General features: G+C 70.9%; 9 protein-coding genes. 4 read left to right on the top strand and 5 right to left on the bottom strand.

Features of this window, described 5'->3' with window-relative positions; genetic code table 11:
• The first annotated feature begins 115 nt into the window (after positions 1 to 115).
• A complete protein-coding gene (locus IH50_RS0100710; RefSeq protein WP_030856104.1) occupies positions 116 to 313 on the top strand; it encodes a hypothetical protein in 198 nt (65 codons plus the stop codon).
• A 67-nt stretch (positions 314 to 380) separates the two neighbouring features.
• Positions 381 to 6476 carry a hypothetical protein gene (locus IH50_RS0100705; RefSeq protein ID WP_030856102.1) on the top strand — a complete coding sequence of 2032 codons (6096 nt, stop codon included), beginning with the start codon at positions 381 to 383 and terminating at the stop codon, positions 6474 to 6476.
• Positions 6477 to 6607: 131 nt separating this feature from the next.
• Here IH50_RS0100705 and IH50_RS0100700 read toward each other — a convergent pair whose 3' ends face one another.
• Both IH50_RS0100700 and IH50_RS0100695 read right to left on the bottom strand, forming a co-directional pair.
• Positions 6608 to 7660, bottom strand: a complete 1053-nt coding sequence (locus IH50_RS0100700; RefSeq protein ID WP_030856100.1) for a CBS domain-containing protein — start codon at positions 7658 to 7660, stop codon at positions 6608 to 6610.
• Positions 7657 to 9474 carry a DUF262 domain-containing protein gene (locus tag IH50_RS0100695; RefSeq protein ID WP_030856097.1) on the bottom strand — a complete coding sequence of 606 codons (1818 nt, stop codon included), beginning with the start codon at positions 9472 to 9474 and terminating at the stop codon, positions 7657 to 7659. The genes IH50_RS0100700 and IH50_RS0100695 overlap by 4 nt, the downstream gene beginning before the upstream one ends.
• 297 nt (positions 9475 to 9771) lie before the next feature.
• Here IH50_RS0100695 and IH50_RS0100690 point away from each other — a divergent pair, with 297 nt between their 5' ends.
• A complete protein-coding gene (locus IH50_RS0100690) occupies positions 9772 to 10422 on the top strand; it encodes an alpha/beta hydrolase family protein (protein WP_158801126.1) in 651 nt (216 codons plus the stop codon).
• A gap of 101 nt (positions 10423 to 10523) precedes the next feature.
• On the opposite strand, the gene IH50_RS37280 is transcribed toward IH50_RS0100690, so the two are convergent.
• Together IH50_RS37280 and IH50_RS0100680 are read right to left on the bottom strand one after the other, a co-directional pair.
• The gene (locus IH50_RS37280; RefSeq protein WP_037871785.1) at positions 10524 to 10745 is read right to left on the bottom strand and encodes a hypothetical protein; all 222 of its coding nucleotides are present in this window, start codon (positions 10743 to 10745) and stop codon (positions 10524 to 10526) included.
• Positions 10742 to 11077: a hypothetical protein gene (locus tag IH50_RS0100680; protein ID WP_234328049.1), complete on the bottom strand. Its 336-nt coding sequence runs from the start codon at positions 11075 to 11077 to the stop codon at positions 10742 to 10744. Before IH50_RS0100680 ends, IH50_RS37280 begins: the two co-directional genes overlap by 4 nt.
• Positions 11078 to 11169: 92 nt before the next feature.
• Here IH50_RS0100680 and IH50_RS0100675 point away from each other — a divergent pair, with 92 nt between their 5' ends.
• Positions 11170 to 11610 carry a hypothetical protein gene (locus IH50_RS0100675; RefSeq protein WP_030856091.1) on the top strand — a complete coding sequence of 147 codons (441 nt, stop codon included), beginning with the start codon at positions 11170 to 11172 and terminating at the stop codon, positions 11608 to 11610.
• 24 nt (positions 11611 to 11634) lie between these two features.
• Here IH50_RS0100675 and IH50_RS0100670 read toward each other — a convergent pair whose 3' ends face one another.
• Positions 11635 to 12549: a YceI family protein gene (locus IH50_RS0100670; RefSeq protein ID WP_030856089.1), complete on the bottom strand. Its 915-nt coding sequence runs from the start codon at positions 12547 to 12549 to the stop codon at positions 11635 to 11637.
• Between the last annotated feature and the right edge of the window lie 147 nt (positions 12550 to 12696).

Raw genomic sequence — 12696 nt, 5'->3', positions numbered from 1 at the left:
TGGTCAGCCCACTCGTCGCCCTCATGCACGACCAGGCCCTCGAACTCAACCGTTCCACCGGCGGAGCGGTCCGCGCCCTGCTCTCCCCGGTCGCGCCGAGCACGGCATCCGCCTGGTGTACATCAGCCAGGAACGCCTGTGCCGGCGGCGCTTCCGCGAGACCGTACGCAAAGCGGCGCAGGCGGGCGACGAGACGATCGGCATCCAGAACTACCTCCGCACCACCGACAGCGAACTGTGCCGGCAGACACCCCTGCGCCCTCGCCCACACGGCTTCCTGCGGCGACTGCCCGCGCACTCCCGCAGACGCTGACCGGTCTCCCGGCCGCCACCCCCCCCACGACTCTCCTCTCACATCTCTACGAGAAAGCCGACACTGTATGACCTTCAGCCATCCGGTGGTCGCGGAACCTCCGCTCTCCCCGCCGGGCACGCCCCTCGGCCTCCTCGAGGACCTGGCCTGCGCACTCGACGGACTGGGCGCGGTCCTGGAGTCGTCCCTCGCTGCGCTCACCGTCGAGGAGACGGAACGCGCGCTCAATTCCCTGGGGCCCCTGGACCGCCAGGCCATCATGCGGGGCCTCGGCTTCCGCAAGGTCGAACCGCGCCGCTTCGGCCGTGCGCTCAGCGAGCAGGTGCTCAAACGGGCGCAGCGGCTGGAGCAGGCTTCGGACCGCAGGCACGTCGTGTCCCACCTGACCGTGCGGATCATCAACGACGTCGTCGGTGCCGCCCTGGGGCAGACGACGCCACGGCAGGGCACCGGTCCGGTGGAGCGCTGGGGAACACGTCTCGTGCTCCTCGCGCTGTTCTCCCACCTTCAGGCGTCGGCGTTCGACGCCCGCCTGCTGGTATGGGCCTCCGACCACGACTGGTGCGGCGCCGAGGCGGACGAAACCGCCCGGAAGGCGGTGACCGAGGCGGCACAGCGGGTGATCGACGCGACACCCGAATTCGACCGGCCGCCCGTCCCGGAGGAGGACGCGAGGGGAGAGGAGGACGGTGACCCGCCGGCTGTTCCGGTTCCCGGGCAGACCCGCGGCAAGGCACCGGCGGAGACCTCCGTACAGCCCGTACAGCACGTACAGAAGGGGAAGCGGATGCCGGGGAGTGAGCGGACGGTCCTGGAGGACCCCGCCGTGGCAGGCGAGGCGCTGCGGCGCACCGTCGACGAGGCACGGGACGCCGTGGAGCGCGTCAGAACGGCTCTGCTGGACGGATGTCCCCCGGATGCCTCTGATCTGGCGGTGCTCACCGCCGTCGCACCGGCCTTCGCCCGAGTCCGGGAGGCGCTCTCGGCGGCCGGTGTCACCGACGTCACCGACCGCCTCGCGGACTTGATGACGGCGATCGACACCTCCCGGGAGACCGCCGAGAGGAACGAGAGGAACGAGCGGACCCGCCGCGTCCTGGCGACCGTGCTCGCCCTGGGATGCCGGCCGGACAGCGCGGTGACCGAGGTGATCACGGACGCACGCCGGCGTGCCGGGGAACTGCTCGCCAAGCACACCTGGGACGAGCAGGACGACGCCTGCGCGCACTACCTCGGTCTGCTGGTACGTCTCGTCGAGCTGGGGGAACGGGCCGACGCGGGGACGGCGGTCACCGAGGTGCAGCGGCAGCTTTCGGTGGCCCACCCGCCGTACGCCGTGGCGGCCGTGCTGTACGAGCAGATCACCGTGGCGACGGACCGGGACACCGAGGTCGCGGTGCCCGCACAGAGGAGCGGGGCACTCGCCACGGACGGGCAGTCGCCCGCCACCGTGACGGCGCCCGAACCACCGGACGCGCCGACCGGCGTGCCCATGGTTCCCGAACCGCCCGCCGAACCCGAACCGTTCGCGTCCGGTACGCCCGAGCCGCCGGACGCGTCCGAACCGCCCGCCGAGCAGCCCGAACCACCCGCCGGGCACCCGGAACCACCGGTGACCGGCCCCGCCCCGTCTTCCGAGCCCGTCACCGGCGGGACGGCCGCAGCCGCTGTCGCCCCCACCCCGGCCGGCACCGCATCCGTGCCCGCGGAAGCCCCGGCGGCCCCCGGTGACGGGCAGCCGGACGACGTGGAGCCGACCCTCGCCCGTCTCATCGCCGAGCAGCGGTTCGGGCTCGCCGCCCAGCTCTCGCACACGGCCGGCCGGCCGGAGGCGGAGGCCGCCGTGCTGCGCCTGTCCGCCGCGTCGGTCCTGCTGAACCCGCGCTCCGACCGCGCCGCACGCTTCGTCGAGGACGCGTTGCGCGAATGGGACGCCCAGGAGGACGCCGCGGCCGGGGGACTGGAACTGCTCCTGCTGCCGGTCCTCGTACGAGCCGCCCTGGTGACCGGCGCCCCGGTCGTCGGCGCCCAGCTGCGGGCGCTGGCACAGCACCTGCCGGGCTCGCTGCACCAAGTGGCCACGGACGTGGCGGAACGCACCCTGAACAGCGCGCTGTTGCTGGCACCGCTGCACACCGTCGTCGCGGACGCCTCGCAGGCCGAGAACCGCCTGCAGGACATGGTCGACACATGCCGGAACCTGCTCGTGCCGCCGCGGATGCGCTTCCAGCGCGCCTCCCAGATGGTGAAGCAGTGGCTGGCACCCCACGGGCTGCTGGGCAGTGTGCTGACGGCCGTGGTCAACGGCGCCGGGGACGCGGAGGAGCGGGCGGACGCCCTGCTGAAGCGGCTGGACCGGCCGGCGCACATCGAGGACGAGATCGACCGGATGGACGGCGAGCTGCGCGGCAGTGGCGGACAGGTCATCCACGGGTCCGGCCGCAACAACGTGCGGCACTTCGTCGAACGGGTGCGCGCCGCGGTGTGGGAGTGGCACAACGCCCAGCGCGAGCTGGGGATCGCGAGGTCCGAGGAGACCGCGTGGGCCGCGGACTCGGTCGCCGGTCTGCGGCTGTCCCTGCTCGGGCTGCGCAAGGGAGCACTGGCCGAGCTGGCGTCCGCCGGCGGCCGGAGCCGTCCGGTGGCCAGGGCTGCCGCCCGGACCGCGGGCGAGATGCTCGAAGCGATCTTCGGCGAGCTGGAGAACGGGACGTCCCCGGCGGTGAGGGCGACCGAGACCGAGGTCACCGAACTGCTCGACGCCGAGCTGTACAAGCTGCCGGACTGGCCGGGTACGGCTCCCACGGTCTCCGGCCTGCTCGCCGCGGTGGACCGGACCTGGGACGACGCGATCGGTTTCCAGACCGACCGGGACGGGTTCGCCGCCGTTCGGGCCATCATCCGTCTCGCGGAGGCGGGAGTCCTGCCCGCGGCCGGCGATCTGGACCTCTCCGACGACCGCCTCGCCCGGCTCACGCAGGCGGAGCAGCAGCGGTACGGCGTCCTCACCGAGCAGGCCCGCTCGCTCGGCGCGGACCTGCGACGCGCCCAGGCGGACGGTGCCCTCACCGACGAACAGGACGTCAACCTCCAGGAGCTGCTCGCCGACGCCACCGGGCGCACCGAGAACGGTGAGCCCCGCGAGCTGTCGTTGATCCGGCGCAACCTCGACCGGGTCGCCGAACTGCTGCCGCACTACCGCAAGGAGGCGGCCGACCGGCTCCGGGCCAGGCTCGACGCCCTCACCGACATCAGCGAGGACGACCGCGAGCGCGTCCGGCGCAACCTGGACAACGACACCCTGGCCACGGCCGCGGAACTGGTCTACTTCCTCGAACTGGGCGAGCCGGTCCCGGAGATCAGGTCCGAGGACTCGCACCTGGAGATGTTCTTCCCCGCCGTGCCCGACGCACTGCCCGGCGGCATCACCCCGGAACTGATCCAGGCCGTCCGCTCACGAGAACGCCTGCGCCGGCCGGCCGTGCTGGACTACTCGTCCCTGTCCGAGGGGGAGGCGGAACGAGCCGCCGACGCCCTCGAACGATGGGCGAAGCTCGCCTCGACCCGCGACCGGGCCAACATCAACCCGCGCATCGACCTGACCCCGGCCCTCTCCCTGCTCGGCTTCGAGGCCAGGAAGGCCCTGCCGCTGCGCGAGCTGCGGTACGGCAAGGACTACCGGTTCTTCGAACTCGGGGAGACGGAGGTCACCGGCCGCGCCTGGGCCCCGGCCTTCGGATCGCAGATCAAGGACCGCGGCAACAAGCTGCGCGCCCTGCTGATCTGGGGATGCCCGCCGGCGAAGCTGCTGATCAGCCGCATCTCCCAGGACCCCGACGAGGGCAGCCTGCTCGTCGTGCACTTCGGCACCCTCGACAGCAGGACGCGCACCGAACTCGCCGCCGCCTCCCAGGGCAGCAAGCCCATCCTCGTCGTCGACGACGCGGCCCTGGCCTATCTCACCGCGCACGGCAACCGGCGGGTGGACGCCGCCACCGAGACACTGCTGCCGTTCTCCGGCGTGAACCCGTACATCAAGGAGAAGCGGGGCCAGATCGGCCGCGAGATGTTCTACGGACGCGACCGGGAACGCAAGAACATCCTCGACCCGGCCGGGACGCAGATCATCTACGGCGGCCGCGGCCTCGGCAAGTCCGCGCTGCTCGCCGACGCGGGCGACCGGTTCGTGGAACAGCGGCCCGGATCCCACCGCAAGCTCTACCTCAACCTCGACAAGATCGGCATCGGCAAGGGCATCGCTCTCGGCGCGGCGGCGATCTGGACCACCCTGGACCAGGAACTGACCAGGGCGGGCGTCCTGGAGGAGCCCCGCCGCAGGGGGCCGCAGAGGGAACCCTGGCAGCGGGTCACCGACGGTATCGCCAAGTGGCTGGCGCAGGACGCCGACCGGCGGCTGCTCATCCTCCTCGACGAGTGCGACAGCTTCTTCGAGGCGGACGTGCCCGACTGCACGGAAACCCGTCGACTGCGCGGCCTGGGTGAGGACTCCCGCGGCCGGGCCAAGGTGGTCTTCGCCGGCCTGCATTCCGTGCAGCGGTTCACCCGCCTCGCCAGGAACAGCCCGTTCAGCCACCTCGCGCAGACGCCGACCGTCGTCGGACCGCTCACCCCGCAGTTCGCCGCCGACCTGATCGTCCACCCGATGCGGGCCCTCGGCTTCGAGTTCGCCGACGTCGACCTGGTCAACCGGGTGCTCGGCTTCTGCTCGTACCAGCCCTTCCTGCTGCAGATCTTCGGCAGCCGCATGGTGCAGGTCATGCAGGACAAGCGGGCCCGCCAGCCGCTCCTGCCGCCCCCGTACACCATCGAGGCGGCCGATGTGGACGAGGTCGAGCAGGACGCCTCCCTGCGCTCGGACATCACCGCGGCGTTCAAGGACACCCTGGCCCTCGACGACCGTTACAACGTCATCGCCAACGTCCTCGCCCAGCATGCCCGCGACAACGGCCTGGAGACCAGGCTCAGCGACCGCGAACTGCGTGACGAGTGCGCCGGCTGGTGGCCGCAGGGCTTCGACAAGCTGGACAGCGAGGGTTTCCGCGCCTACCTCCAGGAGATGGTGGGCCTCGGCGTCCTGGCACCCAACCACGACGGGCAGGGCTGGCACCTGCGCGGCCCGAACGCGCTCCGCATGATCGGCACCGCCCAGGAGATCGAGGCACGCCTCTGGAGCGCCGAGCAGGAGTCGCGGCTGGAGGAGACCGTCGTCCTGGAGAGCCGCCCCGGGCTCGACGGCGACCGCCGCTCCGCCCCGCTGACGATCAACCAGATCGACTACCTGCTCGGCGAGGGCGGCAACCAGGTCCGCGTCGTGCTCGGGACCACCGCCACGGGAATCGGTGACGTGGAACGCACCCTGCGGGACGCCACCGGACGCGTGAAGGATTGGACCCTGCCTCCGATCGGCAGCGCCAACGCCTACCGCAAGGCACTCGCGGAGGGCCGGCCCGGCACACGGCAGCTGGTCGTCAGCGACCTGGCGGCGCGTGGTGACAAGCCCTGCCGGGAGTCCCTGGAACTGGCCAGGACCGTCCTGCCCGCCACGGCCGGGGCCACCCGGTCGGTGGTCCTGGTCTCGAGCGTCGCGCAGCTCGCCTTCTGGCGGGAGCTGTTGCACGACGGCGAGGCCCGCCGAGCCGACGGGAACGGCATCGTGGTGGTCCTGCGCCGCTACGACCGGCGCGGTCTGCGGGACTGGACACAGGACCACGGCGCCTACGAGTCCGAGGAGCGGCTGGCCCGACTGGCCGCGGCCACCGGCGGCTGGCCGTTCCTGCTGGACCGCGTCCTGGAGCTGCGCGAACAGCGCAAGGACCAGGACCGTGCCCTGCACGAGCTGGAACAGTGGCTCGGACGGGCGGACGGCGCGGAGGAGTTCGCCGACGCCGTGGGCCTGCTGGAGGACGAGACGGTCAGGGCGGGCTACGACGCGATCGTCGAGCAGCTCGGCACCGGATGGAACCCCGACGCCGACTGCGCGACCGCGGCCGAACTCGCGGGCCTCACCCCCGATGACGCACGGTGGGCGCTGACCTGCCTGGAGACACTCCAGGTCCTGGACCGCGACGGCAACCAGGTGCGCGTCGAGCCGGTCCTCCACGAGGCACTGCTGCGCGAGCAGTTCGCCCTCGGAGCGGGCTGAGGACACGGCCCGGGGTGCCTCGGACCTTGATCCCGAGGCACCCCGAACGGTCCGTCATCAGACGGTGATCTCACCCGCGCAGGCAGTGAACGCGGCCCACTGCTCCCGGGGACCGAACCTCCTCCGCCACGTCACGACGCGAACGCCCGCAGCACCTTCGCGAAGGTCGTCAGCTCGTCGATCATCTCCGGCGGGAGCGGCTTCTCGTCGAAGTGAGCGATCCGGTTGCGGATGTCCTTCACCCGTTTCAGCAGGCCGACGAACTGCTCCCGGGGCATGTTGGGCCACTTCAGCGCCTCCCAGTTGCGGTCGGCCCGCTCGGCGAAGGACTGCTTCGTCTGGTCGCCGTCCAGCAGCCTCAGGTAGTCGCCGAACATGAGGTCCGATACCTGGCCGGTGCGCTGCTCCGGCTTCTTGTTCGTCTGGACCGCCTTGATGGCCTCCGCGTCCAGGGCCGCGCCCAGGCAGCGGCGCAGCAGCGACTCGATCTCGCCCACGATGAAGAAGGGGCGCGCCGCCCCCTCGAAGCGTTCCGTGACGTCCGCGGCGGTGACGATGCCCGACAGGCAGCCGTCGTCGCCGCGGACGAGCAGGTATCCGTGCTCGCGGATGACCGGGAGAGCGGTGAAGAACTCCTGGCGGGCGTCGGCGACGGGCAGCGAGTCCTTCTCCATCGCGTTGTCGAGGGTGGCCTCCTTCCCCGCCTCGTACATCTTGGCCACGGACCCCCAGGTGACGACCCCGTGGACCTGCGCCATGCCGGTGGTCACCGGCACCTGGGAGAGGCCCTTCGTGCGCATCAGGAAGGTCGTCTGGGACAGGGGCGTGCCGGGACCCACGGACACCAGGCCGCGCCGCGCCGACGGCATGTCGCCGAGCAGCAGCCGCTGCGGCAGCGCGTGCGAGGGCAGGGCCTCGTCCGCCTCGTCGGCCTCACCTTCCGGTTCGGCGGGCGTGCGCTGTGCCGGAACGGCCGCCAGCGGCACGACGTCGACGGTGCTGCGCAGACCGCAGACGGCGAAGTCCGGCAGCGTGGTCAGCCCGGCGTCCGTGAACGCCTGCGAGATCCGGTGCACCGTCCGGTGGTCGCGGACCCTGACCTGGAACAGGTCGAGGATCTCCTGCACGGACACGGTCCTGCCCTTGAGCGAGGCCACGTCCCGCTCGTGCGGCCTGGTCGTCATCGGGCGTCGCCCTCCGGCAGGTCACGGAGCATCGTCCTCTTGCCCATGGCCGAGTGCACCAGATCCTGCAACTGCTTGGAGCGGTCGCGGTAGAAGCGCTCGTAGTCGTTCTCGCGCAACGCGTCCGGATCGATCAGGTGGGTGGTCAGGAGGTCGTCGAACCACTCGGGACGCATGTCGGACGCGGCGATCATCGTGGACAGGTACGACGACGGCGCTCCCGTCATGTCCATCGACGCGCGATAGGACAAGGGCGTCTTGTTCACGATCGAACTGGTCGGCAGACCGCTGCTGTTGCCCCGTCGGAACCATGTCTTGGGGAAGATCTGCCGCACGTCCACGCCGTACTCGTCCAGCCGGCCGGGACTGAGCGGGGCGCCCGTGTAGTGCCAGTCCACCGCGCCCTGCTTGATCAGCAGGGCGTAGATGCCCTTGTAGGCGGCGCTGTTGCGGGTGGTGAGGGTGTCGAGGCGGTCGGCGAAGAAGAACGCCTCCGTGACCGTCTCGGGCGCCCTCTCGTCCTGTGCGATCCAGGGGACGAGCTGTTCGACGTCCTTGGTGAAGCGTGTCTCCGTGGAGCCGCCGTACATCTCACCGAGCACTCCGCACCAGTACCACTGCTCGATCTTCTCCTCCGCCCCCGGAGCGTCGGTCGCCGTGTCGAGGATGGCGCGGACGGCCGCGAGCGGGACGAGCTGCGTCTTGTACGGCAGATCGTTCGGGCGGACGATGCACTGCCGCTCCAGGAAGTCACCCACCCAGGCGAAGGCGTCGGCGAGTTTGGGCGCCAGGCGCACGAAGTCGGCCAGGGGGAGGTCCAGCAGGTCGCGGCGCTTGCAGGACACCGTGGTCCCGAGGCCCTCCTGTTTCCGTTCCCAGGTGCGTACCAGCGCGATGGCCTGCAGGAAGTCGATGCTGCTCAGCCCGTTCTCGAGGCCGCTCTCCAGACGGCCGAAGACCGGGTACTTGCCGGCCAGCTGCTGCTTGATCTCCCGCCAGACCTCGGGGAGCTGGTAGTAGTCCCCGGTCCGCTCCACGTAGTCGCGGTCCCCGGCGTAGGTCGCGGTGAGCAGTTCGAAGACGTTCAGGGGCACACCGCCCGTGTTGACCCGCTCGAAGACCGCGCAGACGGCGTCCATGGAGGTGGAGGCGGCCAGCCGGATCATCGGGACCTGGAAGGCGCGGACCTGCTGGAGGACCGCCTCGTCGAACTGGCCCCACAGGTCCCAGTTCCGGTCCTCGTCCGCCTTGATGTACGCCTTCTTCCACTCGTTGACGCGCTGGGCGTCGAAGACGAAGTGGAGGGGGAAGAGACCGGCCGCGCACTCGGCCTCGGTGGTGCTCAGGTCCAGCACCACGGTGCGGTTGAAGTCCGTCCGGAGCACCTTGTCGGCCGGGACGGACACGACGGCCTCGTCGCGGTCCGAGGACGGCCCGACGGCCTTCGCGATGTCGACGTAGTACCACCGCTGGATGGGCTTGCCCCGGGAGTCCGCCGTCTCCACCGGGGCGTCCAGCCACAAGGACTGGAAGAGCGAGGTGAGGCGCTGCTGCCCGTCCAGCAGCAGGAGGTCGGCCTCCGGGTCCCCGTCCGGCCGTGCGCCGGTGAGAGTCCGGGAGCGGAACCGGGTGGCACCGCCGGTCTGCAGCGTCATCACGACGCCGAGCGGGTAGTCCAGCGTGACCGTCGCGATGATCGCCCGGATCCGGTCGTCGTCCCACTTCCAGTTCCGCTGGAAGTCGGGCAGTTGTAAGGAACCCGAGGCGACATCCGCCAGAACGTCCTTCAGCTTCACATTGTCGAGGGCTGCCATGTGACTCCGTTTCCCGCCCTGTTGCCTGTACGGAGAGTGATTCCAGCAGCGCTCTGTGGTGACGGTCAAGCCGGTTCGAAGATGAACGACACAACCCGTAAGCGCCGGCCGACGGAGGAGACCCATGGTGTCCCTGGCGGACAAGGGCTCCTACTGCCGCTTCAGAGGACCTTGGCCCCTGCTGACGCAAAGTGCCGTTCGAATGCCGCGATCTACGGCGCTAACCTGAGACCGTAAATGAGCGAGGCGTGACCCGCGGGCCGGCTTCGGGGAACGGCGCTGTGGTGAAGGAGCGAGATGCGGGCACTGACACTTGGTCCCACGAACCGTGAGCGTGTCGTGCTCTTCGCGACGGGAGCGGGCGGCGACCCGGAGCGTTACCGGCCCCTCCTGGAGCACCTGGCGGCCCATGACTGCCAGGTCATCGCACCGTACTTCGAGCGTTTCGCCGCTCGGGAGGCGACCACTGCCGAGCTGCTCGCACGCCCGGTCGGGCTGGTCGAGGCCCTCCGCCGATGGGCGTCCGAGGACGCGTCCGTCGTGGTGGTCGGCCACTCGATCGGCGGATGGGCCGGCCTCTGTCTCGCCGGTGCGACGCCCTGGGGGCGGGACGGCAGACCGCTGGATGTCCCACGCGAGCCACGTGTCGGCCGTCTCGTCCTGTACGCGCCCGCGACCGGCTGGTTCGCCGCTCCGGGCGCCTTGGACGCGGTGAAAGCGCCGATGCTCGTTTACGCGGGAGAGATGGACACCATCACACCCGTCGAGCAGGCCGTCCGTCTGAAGAGCGCACCGGCCCAGGTCGACCTTCGCATCGTGCCGGAGGCCGGTCACTTCAGCTTCATGGACACTCCTCCGCCGGGCACGACCGAAAGCGAGGGCTTCGACCGTGCCCGGTTCCTCACCGACCTCGCACAAGCGACCCTGGAGTTCGCCGTCGCGCCCTGAGGGGACGTGACACGCCGTCCGGACGGCGCGATGGTGCCTGGCTCTGACGACGCCCCGGCCGGGATGACGGCAGGAACGGTGGTGATGCGGGCCGGCGTGCCTCAGTCGGTCCGCACCGCGCTGTAACGGACCGGCCGGTCCTCCACCTTCACCAGCAGGCCCTCGCTCGCGAGGTCGCGGAGGATCTGCCGGGTGTGCTTGTCCTGCGGGTCGTGCCCCGCGTCGCGCAGCGTGCGCAGGCCGCGTTCGGTGTCCCAGTGGCCGCCGTACGTGCGCACGGCTTTCTCGAGGTCGGCGCGCTGGCTGGAGTCCGGTCCGGTCAACGTCCTGCCTCCTGTGCCTGCTCGCCGCCGGTGGCGGCGTGCGCCTTCTTCGTGTGGTGGGCGATGCTCGCCGGTGCGCCGACGTAGTCGCAGGCCGGGCACTTCCGCCAGACGCCCTCGGACACGGCACGCGCGCTCACCGAGTGTCCGGGGCCGTATCCGTGTCCGTGCAGCAACTGGGCGACGGAGGAACCGTATTCGGCCGCGAGCAGCGCCGCCTCCGCCACCTTGTCGTGGCCGGGAGCGAAGAACGATCCGGCTCCGACCTTCTTGGCGCAGCCGCACCAGCAGGTGCCGGTCGGGGTGAGGTTGGGAAGAGACTTCGTCGGCATGAGGTCACAGTAGATCAACGGACGTGACGATTCGAGGTCTTCGCCGGGTCGCGGGGAAGGGCACCGGCACCGGGGCTCGTAGCCTTCCGATCATGGCCGACATCTACGAACTCCAGCTCACGCTCGACCTGCCGGGCTCGCTCCCGCCGCAGGACCTCGCCCTGCTCCGCTGGCACCTGGGAGAGGAAGGCGGCCGGCAGGACGACGGTTACGCGTACCCCCTCTGGGGAGACCGGGGGCCGGCGCTGCGGATCGGGGGCGCGCTGGTCGGGGAACTGTGCTCCGACGGGCCGCAGTGGGCGCTGACCGTGCGGCAGGAGGCGCACCCCGACGAGTTCGACGACCTGCGCAGGATGGTGCTGTGGCTCGGCGCCCGCACGACGACCGTGGGCACCGTCGGGTACCTCCGTTTCTACGAGTCCCATGTCCCCGACGTGCTGGTCGCGGAGGCGGGGGCCGTGCGCAGCGCGGTGCTGCGGGTGGAGAAGGTCCTCGAGTCGGCGACCGAGGTGATTCCCGACCCCTACGCGTGAACCGAGGGTGCCGCCCGGGCCGACCTACTCCGGGGGTGTGGGGGTCTCGGGGGTGTGGTACATCGCCTGGACGTCCAGCTCCAGTTGCACGGTCGGGCCGACGACCGCGATGCCGCGGGCCAGCATCGAGCGCCAGTTGAGGGTGAAGTCCTCGCGGTGCAGCTCCGCCTTCGCCAGGGCCGCGCAGCGCAGCTCCTGTTCGTAACCGCCGTTCACCGTGCCGAGGTACGTCGTGTCCAGCCCCACGGAGCGGCTGGTGCCGTGCATGGTGAGCGTGCCGTTCAGCGTCCACCGGGAGCCGCCCCGGTAGACGAACCGGGTGCTGGTGAAGTCGATGTACGGGTAGTGCTCGACGTCGAGGAAGTCGGCGGAACGCAGGTGGTTGTCACGGGTCCTGTTGCCCGTGGTGATGCTGGCGGCGTCGATGCGCACCGAGACCCGGGAGTCGCTCATGTCCGGCGTGATCTGGATGCCGCCGGTGAAGCGGGTGAAGCGTCCGTGGACGTGGGCCATGCCCACGTGCTTGGCGATGAAGCGGATCGCGGTGTGCGGCGGGTCGAACAGCCAGGTGCCGGGCGTCGGCAGTTCCAGCTGGCGTGCGGGCAGCAGTGCGACGCGTGCCGGGGGGAGGGCGGCACCGGCGGCTATGTCGACATCGCTGCGGGACGGAGTGAGGCCCTCCGCCGCGACCATCACGCTGTAGGAGCCGGGCGGGAGCGCCGCCATGAACAGGCCGTACGGATCGGTGGTGCCGTGGGCGGCGACCCGGTGGCTGTCCAGGGCGGTCACCGTGACCTCGGCGCCGCCCAGGGGCTGTCCCATGGGGTCGACGACCTCGCAGCCGTACGCGCCGGCACCGGCCGGCAGGGGCAGCGAAAGGTCCGGTGCGGCTCCGGGACCGTTGCGGGAACGTCGGCGCCGGAGCAGTCCGAGGGTCATGCGGTTCACCTTTCTTCCTGCGTGTCACCGCGGGGAGACGCGCACCGACGGGTGTGTTCGCGGTCACCGGGAAACATCAGGGAGGAGTTGCAAGCGCGATGAAGTCAACTATTAAACGATCATAGGGCAGGTGGGGTGGAGCGGTTT

It is taken from the genome of Streptomyces sp. NRRL S-37 (assembly GCF_000721605.1).
GTDB lineage: Bacteria > Actinomycetota > Actinomycetes > Streptomycetales > Streptomycetaceae > Streptomyces.
This window is presented reverse-complemented; position numbering and strand designations above follow the sequence as displayed.